The sequence below is a fragment of the Luteimicrobium album genome (assembly GCF_030161555.1).
Classification (GTDB): domain Bacteria; phylum Actinomycetota; class Actinomycetes; order Actinomycetales; family Cellulomonadaceae; genus Luteimicrobium; species Luteimicrobium album.
On record NZ_BSUK01000001.1, the window covers coordinates 1,133,509 to 1,153,324 of the forward strand.

General features: G+C 73.1%; 23 protein-coding genes and 4 pseudogenes. 14 read left to right on the forward strand and 13 right to left on the reverse strand.

The genetic code is table 11. The annotated features are described in order from the left end of the window. The first annotated feature begins 15 nt into the window (after window positions 1-15). Both QQK45_RS05760 and QQK45_RS05765 read left to right on the forward strand, forming a co-directional pair. Window positions 16-282 (forward strand): type II toxin-antitoxin system VapB family antitoxin, encoded by a 267-nt coding sequence (locus QQK45_RS05760; RefSeq protein WP_284292446.1) that lies wholly within the window; start codon window positions 16-18, stop codon window positions 280-282. A gap of 20 nt (window positions 283-302) precedes the next feature. Further along, a complete protein-coding gene (locus QQK45_RS05765; RefSeq protein WP_284292447.1) occupies window positions 303-674 on the forward strand; it encodes a type II toxin-antitoxin system VapC family toxin in 372 nt (123 codons plus the stop codon). On the opposite strand, the gene soxR is transcribed toward QQK45_RS05765, so the two are convergent. After that, on the reverse strand, window positions 640-1,152 hold the full coding sequence (soxR, locus tag QQK45_RS05770) for a redox-sensitive transcriptional activator SoxR (RefSeq protein ID WP_284292448.1): 513 nt from the start codon (window positions 1,150-1,152) through the stop codon (window positions 640-642). The two genes, QQK45_RS05765 and soxR, sit on opposite strands and share 35 nt — an antisense overlap. 64 nt (window positions 1,153-1,216) lie before the next feature. Between soxR and QQK45_RS05775 the strand changes: the two genes are divergently transcribed. From QQK45_RS05775 to QQK45_RS21955, 6 genes and pseudogenes are all read left to right on the forward strand, one after another. Continuing rightward, on the forward strand, window positions 1,217-2,710 hold the full coding sequence (locus tag QQK45_RS05775; RefSeq protein ID WP_284292449.1) for an MFS transporter: 1,494 nt from the start codon (window positions 1,217-1,219) through the stop codon (window positions 2,708-2,710). 50 nt (window positions 2,711-2,760) lie between these two features. Next, a pseudogene (gene pgm, locus QQK45_RS05780) lies at window positions 2,761-4,466 on the forward strand (phosphoglucomutase (alpha-D-glucose-1,6-bisphosphate-dependent)). Continuing rightward, complete coding sequence (locus tag QQK45_RS05785) at window positions 4,463-5,101, forward strand: TMEM175 family protein (RefSeq protein WP_284292450.1); 639 nt, start codon at window positions 4,463-4,465, stop codon at window positions 5,099-5,101. Before pgm ends, QQK45_RS05785 begins: the two are co-directional and overlap by 4 nt. Before the next feature lie 93 nt (window positions 5,102-5,194). After that, window positions 5,195-5,605: a YciI family protein gene (locus tag QQK45_RS05790; RefSeq protein ID WP_284292451.1), complete on the forward strand. Its 411-nt coding sequence runs from the start codon at window positions 5,195-5,197 to the stop codon at window positions 5,603-5,605. A gap of 126 nt (window positions 5,606-5,731) precedes the next feature. Next, window positions 5,732-6,589, forward strand: coding sequence for an RNA polymerase sigma factor (locus QQK45_RS05795; protein WP_348525157.1), 858 nt, complete (start codon window positions 5,732-5,734; stop codon window positions 6,587-6,589). Then, window positions 6,556-6,852, forward strand: a complete 297-nt coding sequence (locus QQK45_RS21955) for an RNA polymerase sigma factor (protein ID WP_348525158.1) — start codon at window positions 6,556-6,558, stop codon at window positions 6,850-6,852. The genes QQK45_RS05795 and QQK45_RS21955 overlap by 34 nt, the downstream gene beginning before the upstream one ends. A gap of 107 nt (window positions 6,853-6,959) precedes the next feature. Here the strand turns inward: QQK45_RS21955 and QQK45_RS05800 are convergent. After that, window positions 6,960-7,469: pseudogene (locus QQK45_RS05800) on the reverse strand (SDR family NAD(P)-dependent oxidoreductase); the annotation flags it as partial. A 178-nt stretch (window positions 7,470-7,647) separates the two neighbouring features. Beyond that, window positions 7,648-7,749 (reverse strand): annotated as a pseudogene (locus QQK45_RS05805) (oxidoreductase); the annotation flags it as partial. Between the two features lie 128 nt (window positions 7,750-7,877). Between QQK45_RS05805 and QQK45_RS05810 the strand changes: the two are divergent. Together QQK45_RS05810 and QQK45_RS05815 are read left to right on the forward strand one after the other, a co-directional pair. Continuing rightward, the gene (locus QQK45_RS05810; protein WP_284292452.1) at window positions 7,878-8,276 is read left to right on the forward strand and encodes a MarR family winged helix-turn-helix transcriptional regulator; all 399 of its coding nucleotides are present in this window, start codon (window positions 7,878-7,880) and stop codon (window positions 8,274-8,276) included. Between the two features lie 130 nt (window positions 8,277-8,406). Then, window positions 8,407-8,946 carry an AAA family ATPase gene (locus QQK45_RS05815; RefSeq protein ID WP_284292453.1) on the forward strand — a complete coding sequence of 180 codons (540 nt, stop codon included), beginning with the start codon at window positions 8,407-8,409 and terminating at the stop codon, window positions 8,944-8,946. Between the two features lie 103 nt (window positions 8,947-9,049). Here the strand turns inward: QQK45_RS05815 and QQK45_RS05820 are convergent, their stop codons facing one another. Both QQK45_RS05820 and QQK45_RS05825 read right to left on the reverse strand, forming a co-directional pair. Next, window positions 9,050-9,337: a hypothetical protein gene (locus tag QQK45_RS05820; protein ID WP_284291717.1), complete on the reverse strand. Its 288-nt coding sequence runs from the start codon at window positions 9,335-9,337 to the stop codon at window positions 9,050-9,052. Between the two features lie 20 nt (window positions 9,338-9,357). Continuing rightward, window positions 9,358-10,269 carry an IS5 family transposase gene (locus QQK45_RS05825; protein ID WP_284291714.1) on the reverse strand — a complete coding sequence of 304 codons (912 nt, stop codon included), beginning with the start codon at window positions 10,267-10,269 and terminating at the stop codon, window positions 9,358-9,360. 122 nt (window positions 10,270-10,391) lie between these two features. Here QQK45_RS05825 and QQK45_RS05830 point away from each other — a divergent pair, with 122 nt between their 5' ends. Further along, window positions 10,392-12,071: an esterase-like activity of phytase family protein gene (locus QQK45_RS05830; protein ID WP_284292454.1), complete on the forward strand. Its 1,680-nt coding sequence runs from the start codon at window positions 10,392-10,394 to the stop codon at window positions 12,069-12,071. A 21-nt stretch (window positions 12,072-12,092) separates the two neighbouring features. On the opposite strand, the gene QQK45_RS05835 is transcribed toward QQK45_RS05830, so the two are convergent. The 3 genes from QQK45_RS05835 to QQK45_RS05845 form a co-directional block, all read right to left on the reverse strand. Further along, the gene (locus tag QQK45_RS05835) at window positions 12,093-12,425 is read right to left on the reverse strand and encodes a GNAT family N-acetyltransferase (RefSeq protein WP_284292455.1); all 333 of its coding nucleotides are present in this window, start codon (window positions 12,423-12,425) and stop codon (window positions 12,093-12,095) included. A gap of 84 nt (window positions 12,426-12,509) precedes the next feature. Further along, entirely contained in the window at window positions 12,510-12,833 is a 324-nt protein-coding gene (locus QQK45_RS05840; protein ID WP_284292456.1) for a GNAT family N-acetyltransferase, read from the reverse strand. 57 nt (window positions 12,834-12,890) lie between these two features. Beyond that, entirely contained in the window at window positions 12,891-14,441 is a 1,551-nt protein-coding gene (locus QQK45_RS05845) for an MFS transporter (protein WP_284292457.1), read from the reverse strand. Window positions 14,442-14,564: 123 nt separating this feature from the next. Here QQK45_RS05845 and QQK45_RS05850 point away from each other — a divergent pair, with 123 nt between their 5' ends. Continuing rightward, window positions 14,565-15,146: a TetR/AcrR family transcriptional regulator gene (locus tag QQK45_RS05850; RefSeq protein ID WP_284292458.1), complete on the forward strand. Its 582-nt coding sequence runs from the start codon at window positions 14,565-14,567 to the stop codon at window positions 15,144-15,146. A gap of 269 nt (window positions 15,147-15,415) precedes the next feature. Here QQK45_RS05850 and QQK45_RS22985 read toward each other — a convergent pair whose 3' ends face one another. Beyond that, on the reverse strand, window positions 15,416-15,637 hold the full coding sequence (locus QQK45_RS22985; RefSeq protein WP_431310234.1) for a zinc ribbon domain-containing protein: 222 nt from the start codon (window positions 15,635-15,637) through the stop codon (window positions 15,416-15,418). Between the two features lie 150 nt (window positions 15,638-15,787). On the opposite strand from QQK45_RS22985, the gene QQK45_RS05855 reads away from it, so the two are divergent. Next, window positions 15,788-16,060 carry an MFS transporter gene (locus QQK45_RS05855; RefSeq protein ID WP_284292459.1) on the forward strand — a complete coding sequence of 91 codons (273 nt, stop codon included), beginning with the start codon at window positions 15,788-15,790 and terminating at the stop codon, window positions 16,058-16,060. A 56-nt stretch (window positions 16,061-16,116) separates the two neighbouring features. Here QQK45_RS05855 and QQK45_RS05860 read toward each other — a convergent pair whose 3' ends face one another. After that, window positions 16,117-16,392, reverse strand: a complete 276-nt coding sequence (locus QQK45_RS05860; protein WP_284292460.1) for an MFS transporter — start codon at window positions 16,390-16,392, stop codon at window positions 16,117-16,119. Between the two features lie 9 nt (window positions 16,393-16,401). After that, window positions 16,402-17,499, reverse strand: a complete 1,098-nt coding sequence (locus QQK45_RS05865; RefSeq protein WP_284292461.1) for an MFS transporter — start codon at window positions 17,497-17,499, stop codon at window positions 16,402-16,404. A gap of 160 nt (window positions 17,500-17,659) precedes the next feature. On the opposite strand from QQK45_RS05865, the gene QQK45_RS05870 reads away from it, so the two are divergent. Then, complete coding sequence (locus QQK45_RS05870; protein ID WP_284292462.1) at window positions 17,660-18,124, forward strand: MarR family winged helix-turn-helix transcriptional regulator; 465 nt, start codon at window positions 17,660-17,662, stop codon at window positions 18,122-18,124. Here QQK45_RS05870 and QQK45_RS05875 read toward each other — a convergent pair. Further along, a pseudogene (locus QQK45_RS05875) lies at window positions 18,121-19,121 on the reverse strand (IS481 family transposase). The gene QQK45_RS05870 and the pseudogene QQK45_RS05875 sit on opposite strands and share 4 nt — an antisense overlap. Window positions 19,122-19,184: 63 nt before the next feature. Then, window positions 19,185-19,784: a hypothetical protein gene (locus tag QQK45_RS05880; protein WP_284292463.1), complete on the reverse strand. Its 600-nt coding sequence runs from the start codon at window positions 19,782-19,784 to the stop codon at window positions 19,185-19,187. Window positions 19,785-19,816: the final 32 nt, after the last annotated feature.

Below are 19,816 nucleotides of genomic sequence, written 5' to 3' on the forward strand. Positions count from 1 at the left end.
GGGTAGAATGGTGGCATGAGCCTCAACATCAAGAACGAGCGCGTGCACGCGCTCGCGCGCGAGGCCGCGCGCGTCACGGGCCAGTCCCAGACGAGCGTGATCGAGCGGGCGCTGGAGGAGCTCCTGGCACGGGAGAAGCGGGAGTCGGAACGCGACGAGCGCAACAGACGGATCGCAGAGGTGCTGGCCGAGATCGACGCGCGCACCACCGACGAGGACCGCGCACGGGCCCGCCAGATCATGGAGGACATGTACGACGAGAACGGGCTCCCCGTCCTGTGATCGTCGAGACGTCGGCACTCATGGCGATCCTCTTGGGGGAACCGGAGCGCGAGGCGTTCCTCGCGACCATCCGAGCCGACCCCGGTCCTCGCCTCTCAGCGGCGAACTACGTCGAGACGGGCGCGGTGGTCGATCGGCTGGGCGACCCCACCCGTTCCCGGCTGCTCGACGAGCTCGTCGAGAGCCTCGGGCTGCGGATCGAGCCCGTCACGGTGGAGCAGGCTCGGACGGCACGCGCAGCCCACCGCGACTTCGGCCGCGGTTCCGGGCATCGGGCCCGCCTCAACTTCGGCGACACGTTCGGGTACGCGCTGGCCGTGACCACCGGCGAGCCGCTCCTGTTCCAGGGCGACGACTTCAGGGAGACAGACGTGCGGCGCGCGCTTCCTTGACGACCGCATCCGCCTCGGACGCGGACTCGCTCAGCAGGCGCCGCGGTCCAGGCCCGGTGCGCGCGAGGAGGTCGTCCGGGTTGTTGAGCGTGCAGGTGCGCAGGGACAGGCAGCCGCAGCCGATGCAGCCGTCGAGCCCGTCGCGCAGCCGCTGGAGCTGGTCGATCTGCGCGTCGAGGTGGTCGCGCCAGCCCCGCGAGAGCCGCGCCCAGTCCGCCTTGGTGGGGGTGCGGCCGTCGGGCAGGGTCGCGAGCGCCGCGCGGATGTCGGCGAGCGCGATGCCGACGCGCTGGGACACGCGGACGAACGCGAGGCGGCGCAGCACGTCCCGGTGGTATCGGCGCTGGTTGCCGGACGTCCGGACGCTCGTGACGAGGCCCTCGCGCTCGTAGAAGTGCAGGGCCGAGACGCTGATCCCCGCCCGTTCAGCGACCTGCCCGGGCGTCAGCTCGTGGCGCCGGACCTCCGCGTTGCTCATCACGGCACCTCCGCTGGTAGACACCCCTTGACCTTAACCATGGTTGAGGTTGTGCGATAGGGGGATGGCGGACGCGACGGCCCTCGACGGGCGCCCCGGGCAGGACACCTCCCCACCGGTCGGCGGCACCGACCCGTCCCCGGGAGAGCCGCGCGAGCGGCTCTGGGCCGGGGCGCAGGGACGGGTGCTCGTCGGGGTGTTCGTGCTCGCGTTCCTCGAGGCGTTCGAGGCCATGGCCGTCTCGACGGCGATGCCCGCGGTGGCGCGCGAGCTGCATGCCGTGGGGGCGATCGCGCTCGCGTTCTCCGTGCCGCTCGCCGTGAGCGTCGTCGCTCGCGCCGCGGCGGGCAGCTCGATGGACCGCCGGGGACCCGGCCGCGGGCTCCGGCTCGGGGTGGGGCTGTTCGTCGTCGGGCTCGTCGGTGCCGGGCTCGCGCCGAGCATGCCCGTCTTCCTGCTGGCCCGTGCCGTCCAGGGGTACGCGACGGGCCTGACCGGCGTCGGGCTGTGGGTGCTCGTCGGCCGTGTGTTCCCCGAGCAGCTGCGCGCCCGCGTGTTCAGCGTCATGGCCGGGGCGTGGGTCCTCCCCGCGCTCGTCGGGCCGGGGATCGCCGGGCTCGTCTCGGAGCTGGTCGGCTGGCGCTGGGTGTTCCTGTCGGTGCCGCCCCTCGCGCTCGCGTCCTTCGGGCTCCTCCGGGGTGCGCTGCGCCGGGTCGACGAGGCCTTCGCCGCGCAGCGCGACGACGAGCCCGCCGCGCCCGCACAGAGCCGCGGCAAGCGCCCCGCCACCGGTCGCCGCGCCCTCGCGTGGTCGCTCCCGGTGTCGGTCGCGCTCCTCGTGACGAGCGGCTCCGGCCAGGGCCGCGGACTCGTCGGACCGGCGCTGCTGGTCGCCGCGGTCGCGGCCGTCGTCGTCGCGGCACCCCGCCTGCTCCCCGTCGGCACGTGGACGGGCCGGCGGGGGCTGCCGAGCACGATGAGCGCGCGGAGCCTCGTCGCGGCCGGCTACCTCGGCGCCGAGACGTACCTGCCGCTGTCGCTCGTCGAGCACCGGGGCATGTCGCTGACGACCGCGGGGCTGCTGCTCACGGCGTCGGCGGTCGCGTGGTCGGCCGCGGCGTGGCTCGGCGCGCACGCGCCCGTGCTCGCGTCGCCGGCGCGGCGGGTGCGGCTCGGGGCGGCGTGCGTCGTCGTGGGGGCGGCGGGGAGCGCGCTCGCGGTCGCCCCGGACCTCCCGCTGTGGCCCGTCGCCGTTCTGTGGACGCTCGCGGGGTTCGGCATGGGCCTGTCGAACCCGACGTTCGCGGTCATGGTGATGGACGCGTCGGGGCCCGCGGAGCAGGGCGTGAACAGCGCCGCGATGCAGACCAACGACGTCGTCGTCCAGTCGCTCGTGCTGGCCGTCGGGGCCGCAGTGTTCGCAGCCCTCGTGGCCGGGATGCCGAGCGGCGCGTTCGTCGTCGTGTGCGGCCTGGCGGTCGCCGCCGCGACGCTCGGCCTGGCGCTCACCGCCCGGCTCGGGCCGCGCCGTCGGGAGGTCCCGCTGCCCGCGGTGTGACGTCGGGCGCGGACCGCGCGGAGGGCTCCCCGCGCTGGCAGGATGGCGCCATGGATCCGCGTGCAGGAACCCCCGCTCAGCCCCAGGACCTCATCGACGTCGACGCCGTGGTGGGCGCCTACTACGACCGCCACCCGGACCCGGAGGACCCGGCCCAGAAGGTCGTCTTCGGCACCTCCGGCCACCGGGGGTCGAGCCTCGACTCGGCGTTCAACGAGGACCACATCGTCGCGATCACCCAGGCGATCCTCGAGTACCGGCGCAGCCAGGGCACCGACGGTCCGCTGTTCATCGGGCGGGACACGCACGCGCTGTCGCTGCCGGCGTGGGAGTCGGCGCTGCAGGTGCTCGCGGCGGCCGGCGTCGAGGTCCGCATCGACGCGCGCGACTCGTGGACGCCCACGCCCGCGGTCTCGCACGCGATCCTCACCTTCAACGGCGCGACGTCGGCGGACGGCCTCCGCACGAGCGGGCCCGGCCTCGCCGACGGCATCGTCGTCACGCCCTCGCACAACCCCCGCGTGACGGCGGCTTCAAGTACAACCCGCCGCACGGCGGGCCCGCGGGCTCCGAGGCGACCGGCTGGATCGCGGACCGCGCGAACGAGATCCTGCGGACCGGCGTCGGGCAGGTGAAGCGCGTGCCCCTGTCGGTCGCGGTCAGCGTCCCCAGCACGCAGAAGCACGACTTCCTGGCGGCGTACGTCGACGACCTGCAGAACGTCGTCGACGTCGACGCGATCCGCGGCGCGGGCGTGCGGATCGGAGCGGACCCGCTGGGCGGCGCGTCGGTGGACTACTGGGGCGCGATCGGCGAGCGCTACAGGCTCGACCTGACCGTCGTGAACCCGACGGTCGACCCGGCGTGGAGCTTCATGACGCTCGACTGGGACGGCAAGATCCGCATGGACTGCTCGTCCCCGTACGCGATGGCGTCGCTGCGCCACCGGATGGAGCCCGCCGCCGACGGCACCACGCCCTACGACATCGCGACCGGCAACGACGCCGACTCCGACCGGCACGGCATCGTCACCCCCGACGCCGGCCTCATGAACCCCAACCACTACCTCGCCGTCGCCATCTCCTACCTGTACGGGTCCGGGGACGACGGCGCACGCCGTCCGGGCTGGCCGTCGTCGGCGGCGGTGGGCAAGACGCTCGTGTCGTCCGCCCTGATCGACCGGGTGGTGGCGGGGCTCGGTCGGACACTCGTCGAGGTGCCCGTCGGGTTCAAGTGGTTCGTGCCCGGCCTGCTCGACGGGTCGGTCGGGTTCGGCGGCGAGGAGTCCGCGGGCGGCTCGTTCCTGCGCCGCGACGGCCACGTCTGGACGACCGACAAGGACGGACTGATCCTCGCGCTGCTCGCGTCCGAGATCCTCGCGACGACCGGGCGGTCGCCGTCGCAGCACCACGCGGACCTCGTCGAGCGGTACGGCGAGTCCTGGTACGCGCGCGTCGACGCGCCCGCGACGCTCGAGGAGAAGGCGACACTGGCCGCGCTCTCGCCCGACCAGGTCACCGCGACGACGCTCGCCGGCGAGGCGATCACCGGCCGGCTCACGAAGGCGCCCGGCAACGACGCCGCGATCGGCGGGCTCAAGGTCACGACCGAGAACGCGTGGTTCGCGGCCCGGCCGTCCGGCACGGAGAACGTGTACAAGATCTACGCCGAGTCGTTCGTGTCCGCGGAGCACCTCGAGCAGGTCCAGGCCGAGGCGAAGGACGTGGTCTCCGACGCCCTCGGCGGGGCGGCGTGACCGACGCCTCCCGGAGCGCCCCGGACGGCCCGCGGGTCTTCCGGGGCGCCGCGTTCGACCGGCTGCTGTTCTTCTCGGACGCGGTCGTCGCGATCGCGATCACGCTCGTCGTGCTGCCGATCGTCGACAGCGCGCGCGAGCTCGACGGCCGCTCCGCCGCCCAGTTCGTCTCGGACAGCGGCTGGGAGCTCGCAGCCGCGGCGCTGACCTTCCTCGTCGTGGGTGTGTTCTGGCGGACCCACCACGGCGTGTTCGCCGACGCCACCGGCGCCACGCACCGGGCCGTGACCTACAACCTCCTCTGGCTCGCGTGCATCGCGTTCCTGCCCGTCCCGACGGTCCTGATCGTCGACGCGCAGAGCGACGACCGGGGAGCCCACGGCCTGTACGTCGGCACGATGCTCGTCGCCGTCGTCGCGCTCGTGCTGGAGGAGCTCGAGCTCGAGCGGCACGGGCTCCTCGCCGCCGCCGACGTCCCGCAGGCCGCGCGATGGGCCACCGCGGGCGGGTTCGCGCTCGCGTTCGTCCTGGTGCTGGTCTTCCCGTCGTGGAGCATGTGGCCGCTGCTCGTCCTCGTCCCCGCAGGGTGGCTGCCACGGTGGCTGCAGGCACGGGCCCGCAGATCCGGCCGCTGAGAGCTGTCGAGGCTGTCGAGAACGGTCGACGGGCTCCGACGTACCCCAGGAAGGGCGCCTCCGGGCGCACGGACCGAGCACACGGAGATCACCATGAAGTACGTCGTCCTCATCCACTCCAACCCCCAGCCGTGGGGCCACCCGACGATCGACCACACTCCCGAGGGCCAGGCGGTCCCCGCCGAGCAGCGGGCCGTGATGGACCGCGAGTTCGACGCGCTCCTCACCGAGCTCCACGAGACCGGGGAGTTCGTCGTCGCGGAGGCCCTCGCGTCGCCGGCGTCGTCGACGGTGTACCGCTGGGACGGCGACCACCACGTCGCCACCGACGGCCCGTTCGCCGAGACCAAGGAGCAGCTCGCGGGCTTCTTCCTCATCGACTGCGCGACGCGCGAGCGCGCCGAGGCGGTCGCGGCGCGGTTCGCCGGGCCGGGCGACACCGTCGAGCTGCGACCCGGGATGGTCTTCGACGACGAGCGGCTCGGAGCCGACGACGTCCTCTGACCCCGCCCTGGAGGACGTCTGGCGCCGCCACGCGCCGGACGTCCTCGCCGCGGTCGCCCGGCACCACGGCGACTTCGGGCGAGCCGAGGACGCCGTGCAGGAGGCCCTCGTCGCGGCGTCGCGGTCGTGGCCCGTCGACGGTCTCCCCGCGACCCGAAGGCGTGGCTCGTCACGGTCGCGTCGCGCCGCTACGTCGACGCGTGGCGCTCCGACTCGGCCCGCGAGCGCCGCGAGCTGGAGGACGCTGCGCGGACGCCGTCGGGCGGGCTGCTCGCGCCGGGGGCCGACGCGTTCGCGGCGCCCGAGCACGATGACACCCTGACCCTGCTCGTCCTGTGCTGCCACCCCGTGCTGCCGCCCGCGTCGCAGGTCGCGCTCACGCTGCGCGCGGTCGCGGGGCTCACGACGGCGCAGGTCGCCCGCGCGTACCTCGTCCCCGAGCCGACGATGGCGCAGCGCATCTCGCGGGCCAAGGCCAGGCTCCGGGAGGCCGGGGCGCGGTTCGTCCCGCCGCCCGTCGAGGAGCTGCCCGCGCGGGTCGCGGCCGTGTCCCAGGTCCTGTACCTCGTGTTCACGGAGGGGCACACGACGACGTCCGGCGCCGGGCTCGTCGACGTCTCGCTCGCGGACGAGGCGATCCGGCTGACCCGCGAGCTGCACCGGCTCGTCCCGTCCGACGACGAGGTCACGGGCCTGCTCGCGCTGATGCTCCTCACCCATGCCCGACGCGCGGCGCGGACGACGGCGGACGGCGCGCTCGTCCCGCTCGCCGAGCAGGACCGCCGCCGCTGGGACCGGGACCTCATCGCCGAGGGGTGGCGCTCGTCGAGGCGGCGCTGCCCGTCGGACCCGTGGGCCCGTACCAGCTCCAGGCCGCGATCGCCGCGGTGCACGACGAGGCCGCGACCGCGGACGAGACGGACTGGGCCGAGATCGACGAGCTGTACGGGATGCTCGAGCGGGTCGCGCCCGGGCCGGTGGTGACGATGAACCACGCGGTCGCGGTCGCCGAGGTCGCCGGGCCGGCGGCGGGGCTGGCGATGGTCGAGCCGCTCCGGACCGACCGGGTGCTGCGGCGTCACCACCGCCTGCACGCGGTGCGCGCCCACCTGCTCGAACGGCTCGGCGAGACCGTCGAGGCGCGTGCGGAGTACGAGATCGCCGCGGAGCTCACGACGAGCGTCGTCGAGCAGCGCTACCTGAACGAGCGGGCGGCAGCCCTGCCCACCGGTCCTGCAGGGGACTGAACCCGCCCGCGGCCGGCCGCGCCGGCGCCGGCGCCGTCGGGCGTCGCGGCGTCGCGGCGTCGCGGCGTCGCGGCGTCGCGGCGTCGCGGCGTCGCGGCGTCGCGGCGTCAGAGGATCGCCGAGAGGGCGCCCCCGTCGGCGCGGACCGCAGCGCCGTTGGTCGCGGACGAGAGCGGGCTCGCGAGGTACACCGCGAGGCTCGCGATCTCGGCCGGCTCGAGGAACCGCTGCAGCAGGGACGTCCGGTTCCCGGCGGCGATCGCGTTCTTGAGGTCGTCGACGGGCTCGCCCTGGGCCTGCGCGAGCTCCTCGATCGCGCGAGCGACGCCGTCGGAGTACGTCGGCCCGCCGAGGATCGTGTTCACGGTGACGTCCGTGCCGCGAGTGAGCTTCGCGAGGCCGTTGCTCAGCGCGAGCGTCCCGGCCTTCGTCACGCCGTAGTGCGTCATGTCGGCGGGAACGTTCACGCCGGACTCGCTCGCGACGAAGAGGATCCGGCCCCAGCCGCGGGCCAGCATGCCGCCGAGCAGGTGCCGGGACAGCCGCACGCCGCTCATCACGTTGACGTCGAAGTACCGCTGCCAGTCCGCGTCGGTGATGTGATCGAATTCCTTGACCTCGAAGACGCCGACGTTGTTGACGAGGACGTCGACCTCCCCAGCTCGTCGAGCAGCCGCCCCACCTGCGCGGGGTCCTCGAAGTCCGCCGGGATCCCGGCGACGTCGGCCCCGGCACGGCGGCGCGCAGCCGGTCGGCCACGCGCCGCACCCCGTCCTCGTGACGTCCGTTGACCACGACCCTGACCCCCTCGCGGAGCAGCGCCTCGGCGATCGCGTACCCGATCCCCTGCGTCGACCCGCTCACGAACGCCCTCTTCCCCGTCAGCCCCAGCTCCACGTGCGCCCTCTCGCTCGGTCCTACTCGTCCAACTTCACTTGCCCAGTCAAGTCATCGTGACATGTCATGGCTTTCCCGAGCAAGTGAAAGTCGTGCCGCGAGCGCCGAGACGTCGGTACGCTGCTGCCATGCCCGACCCGCGCACCGCCGCCGTCCTCGAAGGTGCCGACCTCGAGATCTGGGCCGCCCTCGCGACCGTGCTGGAGTGGCTGCCCGCCGCCCTCGACGGTCAGCTGCAGCGCGACGCCCAGCTCACGCACTTCGAGTACGGCGTCCTCTACGCGCTGTCCACGGCCCCGGACCGCACGCTCCGGATGAGCGTCCTGGCCGGGTACGCGAACAGCTCGCTCTCGCGGCTGTCCCGCGCGGCCACACGTCTCGAGACCCGGGGCTGGCTCCGACGCACGCCCGATCCCGACGACGGCCGCTTCACGCTCGCGATCCTCACCGACCTCGGGCAGCAGAAGGTGGACGACGCCACCCCGGGCACGCGGAGACCGTCCACCGCCTCGTCCTCGACCGGCTGACGCAGCCCCAGGCCCGGCAGCTGCGCGAGATCAGCCGGCGCATCACCCGGGCCATCAGGGACGAGGGCGCCTGGTCGCCCCACGAGCCGGCGGGTGTCGGCGCCGCGCCGACCACCAGGAGGGGCGCCTCGTGACGGACCTCGTCATCGTCAGCGGCTCCCCGGGGTCGGGAAAGACGACCGTCGCCCGGCACGTCGCCCGACGGTTCGACCGGAGCGTCCACCTCCACACCGACGACTTCTGGCACGCCATCGTCCGAGGCGCCGTCCCGCCCTACCTGCCGGAGGCCGACGAGCAGAACCAGACGGTCGTCGGGATCATCGCCGCCGCAGCGTTCGGCTACGCGGCGGGCGGCTACACGACGGTCGTCGACGGCGTCGTCGGACCCTGGATGCTGCCGCACTACCGACGCGTGGCGGCGCAGCACCCCGAGGTCGCGGTGCACTACGTCGTCCTGCGGCCCGATCAGGCGACCACCCTGCGCCGAGCGCAGCAGCGCACCGGCCCGGACGCCCTCGTCGACCCCGGACCCGTCCTCGCCCTGTGGCAGCAGTTCGAGGACCTCGGCGAGCTCGGCGGCCACGCCCTCGACACGTCCGACCTCTCCGCCGAGACGACGGCCGACGCGCTGTGCCGCGAGGTCGCGCTCGGACGGCTGCGCCTGGTCTGACCTGCGGGAGCTCGCCCCCGACGTTCACCACCGCGTCGCCCGCACGACGCCGGCCGGTCGCCTCGTCCTCCGCCGTGCGGCCTAGGGCCTGTTTCGGAATGGGTTAGCGCCGGCGGATCCAGGTGAGGATGTCTTCGGCGATGGTGTGGGGGTCGGCGGCGGTGGTGATGTCGTGGGCGCCGGCGGCGGGATCGAAGCGGTCGAGCTCGAAGCCGCCGAATGCGCTGATCTTCTTGGAGACGGCGTAGGACCACTCGAGGTCGTCGTCACGTGGGAAGACGATGAAGAACGTGTTGGTGTCGGTGTCGAGCTCGTTGACGAGGTCGATCAGGTCGCCCCGGTCGGGCTGATCAACGTCGTCGCGTCCTTCGGGGGCGGCGTAGTACTCCACGCCCGCAAGGATGCCAGCGCTCAGGCGGCCCGGACGATCGCGGCCACCCAGTCGTCGATCGCGGCAACGGTCACGGTGGTCTCGTAGCGGACCTGGAGCTTGTCGAACCGGGTGGCCACCGCCCGCCACCGCTTGAGGCGGTTGAACATGCACTCGACCGCGGACCGCAGCTTGTAGTCGGTGAAGTCGACCTTCGGCGGTCGCCCACCGGCCGAGCCCTTCTTCTTGCGGTTGGCCTGCTGATCGACCTTCTCCGGGATCGTCGCGGCGATCCCACGGGCACGCAGCAGGGCCCGGTTGGTGGCCGAGGTGTACGCCCGGTCGGCGCGGACTCGGTCCGGGCGGGTGCGCGGGCGACCGACCCCACCGGGACGGGCCACCTTGACGGTGGCGAGCACGGGCGCGAACTGCGGGCTGTCGCCGCGGTGCCCGGCCGTGACGACCATGCCCATCAGCTTCTGCCCCTGCTCGGCGGCCGCGTGCACCTTCGTGGTCCACCCGCCCCGGGAACGCCCCAGCCCGTGGTCGACCGGCTCGGCGCCCGGCGGCTCGGTCTGCGCCTGCGGGTCACGGCGAGCACCGGCGGCGTGCTGGTGAGCGCGAGCGATCGTGGAGTCGATGTTCAGGTCCCACCCGATCAGCCCGGCCCCGTCGCTGATCGTGCGCAACCGGTCGATCACCTGCCCCCAGGTCCCGTCGCGCTGCCAGTCCCGGAACCGGCGATAGCAGCTACCCCACGGCCCGTACCGGTCGCCAGGAACGTCCCGCCACGGGCACCCCGTGCGGACCCGGAACCGGATCCCGTCGATCTGCCGACGCAAGAACCGCGCCTTGCGTCCACGCGCCCTGACCGGCAGCAACGGCGCCAGCACCGCCCACGCCTCATCGCTCAGATCATGCCGCCCCGGCCCATCGCCCACGACCTCAATCATGACGAAACCGCAGGTCACATCACAATTCCGAAACAGGCCCTAGCGTCCCGAGCGTCGCTCTCCGCCGGCGCGGACGCAGACCGCCCGACCGGTGGAGCCCCTCGCACGAGAGGTCGTTCCCCATGCTCAGGTCCCGCACCGCCGCGGTCGCGGCGCTCCTCGGTCTCGGTCTCGCCGGCGTCGCCGCGCCCGCGATCGCGCACGGCCGCAGCCCGCACCCGTCCCACCCGACGCACGCGACGTCGTCGTCCCCGCGTGCCGACAAGGCCACGGTCACGGGCGGCGTCACGAGCGTCCTCACGCCGCTCGCCAACGACCCGAAGGGTCTCCAGCTCGTCTCGAGCACGAAGACCGCGCACGGCACCCTGACCCAGCAGGCCGACGGCTCGTTCCTCTACACGCCCGACAAGGGCTTCCGCGGCACCGACGCGTTCACCTACGCGACCACGGACGCCGCGACGCAGTACGCGACGAACGTCGCCCCGCTCGGGAAGGTGGGCGACGTCGAGATCTCGGGCGGCGCGTACGGGTCGGCCGTCGTCGCGAAGCCCGGCAGCGACGACGTGATCTACGGGCTGACGGACCGTGGTCCCAACGTCGACGGCCCGGACGGCAGCAAGGTCGAACCGCTGCCGTCGTTCACCCCGGCGATCGGCGAGTTCCGCCTCGGCGCGGACGGGCAGGCCACGCTCCTGCGGACCATCCCGCTCAAGGCGAAGGACGGGACGCCCCTCAACGGCCTCGAGAACCCGCAGGCGGACGCCGGCGAGACCATCCTCGGCATGGACGGCCAGACGCTCCCGACGTCCGCGAACGGGCTCGACTCCGAGGGCCTGGTCGCCGCGAGGGACGGCACCTTCTGGGTCTCCGACGAGTACGGCCCGTACATCGTCCACTTCGACAAGAACGGCAAGGAGCTCGGGCGGTTCTCGCCGTTCGACGGGTCGCTGCCCCGCGAGCTGAAGTTCCGCGAGCCCAACAAGGGCATGGAGGGCCTGACGATCACGCCCGACGGGAAGACGCTCGTCGGGATCACGCAGGCGGCCCTCACGATCGACCCCGCCCACCAGGCGAAGAGCAAGAACATCCCGTTCACGCGCGTCGTCACGTTCGACCTCAGGACCCGCACGACGCACGAGTACGCGTACGTGCTCGACGACCCGGCGACGACGGGCACGGCCGTCAGCGAGATCACGGCGGTCTCGGGCACCAAGTTCCTCGTCGACGAGCGCGACGGGAACGCCGAGCCCGGCGCGTACAAGAAGGTCTACGAGATCGACCTGGCGAAGGCGACCGACATCGGGCCGTCGGCTCGGGTCCGCGGCGCGCACTACGACACGACCTACGGCCTCGAGGTCCCGGGGACGAGCACCGGCGCCGGACCGCTCGAGTACCTGTTCACCGACGCGTCGCAGAGCCCCGACGGCGACGCGATCCTGCGGGCCGCGGGCGTCACGCCGGTGAAGAAGTCGCTCTACCTCGACCTGGGCGCGCTCGTGACGAAGCTCGACGCGTCCGGCGGGTTCTTCGGCCACGACAAGGTCGAGGGCATCGACCTCGTCGACGGCGGCCGCAAGCTGCTCGTGTCGAACGACTCGGACTTCGGCATCGACGGGCTCTCCGGCGCCGACGGCAAGGCCTCGACGGACGTCGCGCCGCCCTTCGCCCTGCACACCAAGCTCCAGCCGAACGGGACGCAGGACGACGGCGCGTACCTCGTCGTCGACGTCGCCAAGGCGAAGGCCGTGCTGGCGGGCAAGGACGCGCCCCGGACCGCGAAGGTCACGATCACCGTCCGCTGACGACGGTCTCGACCCGGACGCTCAGGCGTCCGGGTCGAGGTCCTCGGGGCGCGCGGCCTCGACGAGGTCGTCGTACTTGTGGTGCCGCTCGACGTACGCGTGGATGAACGGGCAGACGGAGACGACCCGCAGCCCGCGCGACCGGACGTCGTCGAGCGCGTGGGACGCGAGGAACGATCCCACGCCGTGCCCCTCGAACTCCTCCTTGACCACCGTGTGGAGGAACACGACCCGGTCACCACGGACCCAGTAGGCGGTGAAGCCCGCGAACCGGCCGTCCTCGGTCCGGACCTCGTACCGCTCGTGCTCGCGGTTGTGGGTCACGACCAGGTGGAGTGCGTCGGCGTCGCTCACCCGCCCATCATGGCCGACGACGGCGCCCCCGTCAGCCCGTGTTCGGCGCAGGGGGTGGCGGGCCGGCGCGGGGGCGGGTGCGGGTCAGCGCTCGACGAGCGCGTCGTACTCGGGGTGGCGCTCGATGTAACCCTCGATGAACCAGCAGACGGGGACGACGCGCGCCCCCGCCGCCTGGGCGTCGTCGAGCGCGCGCCGGGCCAGCGAGGCCGCGATGTCGTGCCCCTCGAGCTCGGGCAGCACGAACGTGTGCGGGAAGACGATCCGCGGCCCGCGCGGGGTGGAGCTGCGGCGGTAGTCCGCGACCCCGACGACGTCGCCGTCCGGGGTGCGCGCCTCGTAGCGGGACTCGTCGGGGTTGTCGACGACCTCGAACTCGATGTCAGGAGTGCGCGCGGAGGGGGCCATGCTCCGATCATCCCCCTCCACGCACCCTCTCCGCGCCGAAGTAGTACGGCCGCCGTCCTACTTCGCGCGGGTCACGGCGTCTGCGGGGGTCGCGGCGACGCGCGGGAGCAGGAGAGCGGCGACGACGGCGGCCAGAGCGCCCGCAGCCGCGACCCAGAACATGGCCGAGCTCCCGGCGACGACGGCGGACGTCACGGCGTCGCGCGCGGCGGCGGGGAGGGTGCCGAGCTGCTCGGGCGTGAGGCTCGCGACGTCCAGCCCGGACGGAGCGCCCGAAGACCCGCCCGCGAGCGCCGCGTCGACGTGGCGCGTGACCGTGCCGGTGAAGACCGTCCCCAGCGCGCCGACGCCGATCGCGCCACCGAGGGTCCTCAGGAACTGCGCGGCGCCGGTCGCCGCACCGACCTCGCGGGCGGCGGCGGTGTTCTGGACGAGCACGAGCGGCGTCTGGAACAGGAACCCGACGCCCGCCCCGGCCAGAGCCATGTAGCCCGCGGTGACCCAGGCGGACGTCCCGGCGTCCATCGTGGCGAGGAGCCCGCAGGCCACGACCAGCACCGCGGTCCCGGCGAGGATCGCGGGGCGGAACCGGCGCGGCGCCGTCGTCCACGAGCCCGTGACCATCGCGACGGCGATCGCCGGGAGCAGCAGCGGCAGGAGGAGCAGTCCGCTGCTGCTGGCGGACCGCCCCTGCACGAGCTGCAGGTAGAGCGGGAGGTAGTTCATGGCGCCCATGAGGATGGCGCCGGTGCCGAAGAACATCACGGCGATGCTCGCGACGACGGCGCGGTTGCGGAACAGGTCCGGCGGGAGGATCGGGTGGGCGGCGCGGCGCTCGATCGGGACGAGGGCCACGACGGCTGCGGCGGCGACGAGCGCGGCGCCGACCACCTGCCACGACACCCAGGCGTACTGGTGCCCGCCCCACGTCACGGCCAGGACGATCCCGGTGCTCGCGATCGAGACCGCGGCGAGCCCGGCGACGTCGACGCGGCCGGACCTGCTGACCGCGGGGAGCCGGAGGAGGAGTGCGGCCCCGGCGATGGCGAGCGCGACGATCGGGAGGTTGAGCAGGAAGATCCATCGCCAGCCGAGGTGGTCGGTCACGATGCCCCCGACCCACGGGCCGATGATCATCGAGAAGGGCGCGACCGCCCCGAGCGCGGCGCTGTAGCGGGCGCGCTTGTCGGGCGGGGCGACGTCGGCGACGACGGCGAGGAGCGTGGTGAGGGCCATGCCGGCGCCGAGCCCCTGGAGGCCGCGGGCGACGATCAGCTCGCCCATCGCCTGGCTCAGGCCCGCCCACGCGGACCCGGCGAAGAACACGACGAGCGCCAGCAGCAGGAGTCGCTTGCGGCCGAACATGTCGCCGAGCCGGCCGGCCAGGACCGTGCCGACGGCCATGGTCAGCAGGTAGGTCGTGGCGATCCAGGCGATCGAGGCGAAGCCGCCGAGCTCGCCCGCGATGGTCGGGGCTGCGGTGGCGGCGACGAGGCCGTCGAGCTGGATGGGGACGATCGCGAGCACGAGGCTCGTGAGGATCAGCCCGATGCGGAGGGGTGGCGCCGACGCCTCGGGGGACGCCTCGGTGCGGGTCGTGGTGGTCATGGGATCCTCGCTTACCTGTCGCCCGGCTAATAACCTTGCCGGACGACAGGTAAGCACGTTCCTAGCCGGTCGTCAAGTAGGCCGACGGGTAGGCTGGCCGGAGCCCTAGAGCCAGGAGGTCCGATGCCACGCGACGGGTCCGGCACACGCCGCGAGATCCTCGACACCGCCATGCGCCTGTTCGTGGACCAGGGCTACGACAAGACCTCGCTGCGCGAGATCGCCGAGTCCGTCGGCGTCACCAAGGCCGCGCTCTACTACCACTTCCGCACCAAGGACGACATCGTCCGCGCGGCCCTCCAGGACTACTACGGCACCGTCGGCGACGTCGTCGACTGGCTCGGGACCGTCCCACCCGGCGAGGCACGCGACGTCGAGCTCGTCGAACGCCTCCGCACCCTCTTCGACGGCCCCCTGGGCCTCGCCATGCGCTTCAGCCAGACCAACCCCACCGTGATGAACCGCGACGAGTTCCACGGTGCGTCCGGGCGAGAGCTGCGCCGCCTCGTCCAGATCCTCGCCGGGCCCGACGCCGCGGCCGAGGCGTTCCTGCGCGCCACCCTGGCCTTCGGCGCGCTCGTCCTCGGGACCATCGGAGACGACGACGCGCCCTTCCCCATGGGCGCCGTCGAGGACCGGGGCGACGCCAGCCGCACCATCGCGCTCGAGCTCCTCGCGGGCGTACGGCGCCCCACCCTCCCGTGAAGTAGAGAGGCTGCCGTACTACTGCGGCGCGGCGGGGCGGGGCGAGACGAGCGGGAGGAACACCTCGTCGACGATCGAGACGATCTCGTCGAGCGTCAGCGCACGGCCGGTCAGCAGGATCTCCTCGGCGCGATGCTGCTCCTCCCGTTCGGAGAATCTCGGTGATTCTCTCTTCCTGCTTCGTTGGCCTCTGCCCCGAGGATTCAGGGTTTGACGTGGTCTCGGCAGACGTTTTGGGTCTCCGGGGAACTGCCCGGCGACCGGGTCGTCTACGCGGCGAGGCGTAGGAGGTTGAGGGCGGCCGTCCTGTCGCGGTCGTGGGTGGTGCCGCACTCGCAGGTCCACCGACGGTCGGCCAGGGTCAGGTCGCGACAGCGTCCGGCGCGAGCTCGACCCGGAACCCCTGCAACGTCACGACCCCACGCTCCCACCCGCCGCTGACATCGCCGCCACCGCGGCATCCGCCCGCCTGCGCACGGAGCGGCGCCCATCCAGGCGCGCGCAGAACAAGGTCAAGATCTCGATCAGGTCCCGCACGCGATCGTCACCGACCTCAGCCTCGTCCAGGACCAGCAGCCGGCTGCGCACCGAGCGCCGCCTGCAGGTGCTCCACACCGAACTTCGATGCATGGTCACTCCTAATGGCCGCCGCGTACCTCGAGGTCGAGCCGGCCGACGTCCCCCACGCCAGCATCCTGACGCGCGCCACGCAGCAGCTCGGCGGGTCGTTCGGGACCGCGGTCCTCGCCGTCGTCCTCGAGAGCGCGATCGCGAGCGCCGTCGTCGAGCACGGGCCCGGGCCCGCAGGCCTCGCGCACGCCTTCTGGTGGGCGACGGCGTTCACGCTCGTCGGTGCGGTCGTCGCGCTCCGGCTCCCGGGACGGGGCCGGCCGCGAGTCGCGCCGGGCCGGTAGGGGTCAGGCCGCCCGCGCGGTGCCCCGCGACAGCACCAGGAGGACGACGGCGGCCATCACCACGAGCAGCCCTGCCGCCCCCAGCTCGCCACGCCGAAGCCGTGCACCACGGCGTCGACGGGGGCGACCCGGTGACGCGCGAGGTACGACGCGGCCGCGTCCGCCGCGACGGTGCTGAGCAGCGCGGTGCCGAGCGACGCGCCGACCTGTTGCGAGGTCATGACCATCGCACCCGCGACGGCCGTGTCGGGCCCCGCGCCGGCGGTCGCGACGCTGTTGGCGGTCACGAGCACCCAGCCCGTGCCGACCCCGACAAGGAGGAACACGGGCATGACCTGCGCCTAGTAGCCGCTGTCCGCGTGGAGCAGGCCGAGCAGCGCCAGGCCGGCGGCGATCACGAGCAGCCCCGACGGGATCAGGAGCACGGCCGACGGCCGTGCGAGGCGCGGGCTCACGAACCGGACGCCCGCCATGAGGCCGACGGTCAGGGGCAGGAAGCCGAGGCCCGTGCGGACCGGCGACCACCCGCGCACGTCCTGCAGGTAGAACGTCAGGAAGAACAGGGCGGCGAACATCCCGACGGCCAGGCTGAGCACGGCGAGGTAGGACCCGCCACGGTGCCGGTCGCGGACCACGCGCAGCGGCAGCAGCGGGCTCGCGACGCGCGCCTCGACGGCGACGAAGCCCACCAGCAGCGCCGCGCCGACGACGAGCGCGCCGACCGTGACGCCGGCGCCCCAGCCGTCGGTCTCCGCCCGTGCGAACCCGTACACGAGCGCGACCAGGCCGAGCGACGCGAGCAGCGCGCCGGGGAGGTCGAGCGGACGACGCACAGGAGACACGGGCCGCACCGCGTAGACCGTGAGGCCGACCGCGACCGCGGCGACGACGACGTTGACGAACATGCACCAGCGCCAGTCGAGGTACTGCGTGAGGAGGCCGCCGAGCAGGAGGCCGAGGCCGGACGAGCTGCCCATGACCGTGCCGTAGACGCCGAACGCCTTCCCGCGCTCGGGCGGGGCCGGGAAGGTCGTCGACAGGGTGGCGAGCACGGACGGGGTCATGAGCGCGCCGAACGCACCCTGGGCGGCGCGGGTGGCGAGGAGCACGCCCGTGTCCCCGGCGAGCCCACCGGCGACCGATGCCGCCGCGAAGCCCGCGGCCCCGACCAGCAGGGCCCGTCGGCGTCCCATCGCCTCCGACACCCGGCCGCCGACGAGCAGCAGGCTGCCGTAGCCCAGCGCGAACGCGGTGATCACCCACTGCCGGTCGGCGTCGGCGAAGCCGAGGTCACGCTGAGCCGACGGCAGAGCGATGTTCATGATCGTGAGGTCGAGGCCGACCATGAGCTGCAGGGTCGCCACTGCGGCGAGCGCCCACCATCGGCGGGGGTCGGCGGGCGCCTCGACGGTGGTCCGGGACAGGTCGGTCGTGGTCATGGGGTGCCTCCGGTGCGGATCGATTGTTTGCCGGCTATCGACACGCTAGACGGCTGGTCATTAGCCGTCAATCGATATCACCATCCGGTCGATAGCCGGCGATCGATACCATCGGGGTGCGGGCGCCGACCCACCGGCAGCCACGACCTCAGGAGGACCCATGGCCGACGTCAGCGACGCGTACACCCTCGCGTCGAAGACCTTCCGCGCGGCCCTGACCGTCGTCCTGCGACGCCACGGGCTGCACCTCGGCCAGAACCTCGTCGTCGAGCGCCTCGCGGAGCGGGACGGCCAGACGCCCGGCGAGCTCGCCGCCGCCATCCACGTCACGACGCCGACCATCGTCAAGATGGCGACCCGGATGGCGTCAGCGGGGCTCGTCGTGCGCCGCCGGGACGACGCCGACAACCGCCTCGTGCGCCTCTACCTCACGCCCGAGGGCCGCGCCGTCGCCGGCCCGCTGCGCGCCGACCTGGACGGGCTCGAGGCGCAGCTCGTCGCCGGACTCACCGACGCGGAGCGGGCGACGCTCCTCGAGCTCATGGCCCGCGTCACCGGCAACGCCCGCGCGCTGCTCGACGCGTGGTCCGAGGTGCCCGAGGAACACGTCGGGCACGAGGACTAGCTGTGATGTCCAGGGAGGTTGGTCAGCCGGGTGATCGGTGGCTGGTTGCCGATCGCGGAGCGGGGTCTGTGGTGATTGTAGAAGTGGAGCCATCCGGGCAGGGCGACCCGGCGTTCGGTCTCTGAGGCATAAAAGCGGGCGTAGGCCCAACCGTCGCCGAGCGTGCGGTGGAAGCGTTCGATCTTCCCGTTGGTCTGCGGACGGTAGGGGCGGGTGCGCTTGTGAGTGATCCCGAGCTGGTTGCAGGCATCGCGCCAGGCGTGGGAGCGGTAGGCCGATCCGTTGTCCGAGAGCACTCGCTCGACGTTCACTCCGCGTTCGGCGAACCAGGCCACGGCGCGCTCGAGCACGCCCACCGCGGTCGTGCCCTTCTCATCGGAGCAGATCTCGGCATAGGCCAGACGGGAATGGTCATCGATGACCGTGTGGACGTAGGCGCGCCCGATCAACGGGTTGTGCCAGCGGTTGCGGGGACCACCGGTCCGCTCGGTGGTAGCGATCCGGTTGCGGTCTCCTTGCTGACGCCCGACGTAGCGGTGTCCGCCCCCGTCGGGGATGTTGCCGAACTTCGTGACATCGACGTGGATCAGCGAGCCAGGGTGGTCGTGCTCGTAACGGCGCAGCGGTTCGCCGGTGACCCGGTCGATCCAGGCCAGCCGGTTGATCCGGCACCGCACCAGCACCGCGTGGACCGTGGAGGCAGGCATGCCAAGGCGTCCAGCGATCTGGACCGGGCCCAGGCGGTGACGCCACCGCAACCGCACGACCTGCTTGACCACGTGCTGCGGGGTGCGGGTCGGGCTGCGACGCGGACGCGAGCTGCGGTCGCCCATCCCGCGGCGCCCTCGGCCCGGTACCGATCGGCCCACTTCTTCGCGGTGCGCGCCGAGACCATGAACATCTTCGCCGCGGCCGAGTAGGTCCAGCCGCTGTCCACGACCACGCGTGCGAGTCTCAGCCGCGTCTTCGAGGTCAGCAGGGCGTTAGCGTGGGACATGAAGGCCTCCGGTTGGTGCGAAGTGGTTCCTCGACAGCTCCACTTCACAACCGGAGGCCTTCGTCATCCGGTAACCCGAGCCCGTGTCGCCATCACGAGATCGGAACAACGTCCCTGGACATCACACCTAGGGGTTGGTGACACGGGCCGGCCCCACGCGCCGGCAGAGCCGGAACTCAGCGTCGCCAGCAGCTTCCCGGTCCGTGCGTCGAGCAGGACGACGCTGTGCCGGGGCCAGCCGTGGTGGTCCTTCGGGGCCGTGTAGCCCGCGACGTCGAGTCCGGTCCCCCGGTCGCAGACCTCGAGGACGTGACCGGTGTCGGTGACGACCCGCGCCGTCGCCGGGTGCTGGAGGACCTCCTTCGGCCACGTCGACGGGTCGGAGTAGTCGCCGTCGGCGTCGGCAGGCGTGCTGTTCCACCAGCCCTCGAACGCGCCGACCTCGTAGCCCTTGATGGCCACGGGCTTGCCGTCGGTGCACCGCGCGTCCCCCGTCACCCCAGACGACGATGTCGGCGCGGGCCCTGGTTGCCCGTCGGCGACGTCGTCCGCAGCCGACGCCGTCGGGCCGGTCGAGGCCGGGGCCAGGGCGGGAGGCGACGACGCCGCGTCGGACTGGATCGCGCACCCCGCGGTCACGAGCACACCGACCACGACGAGCACTCCCCGAGCGCCAGCGCACGACTCATGCGGGG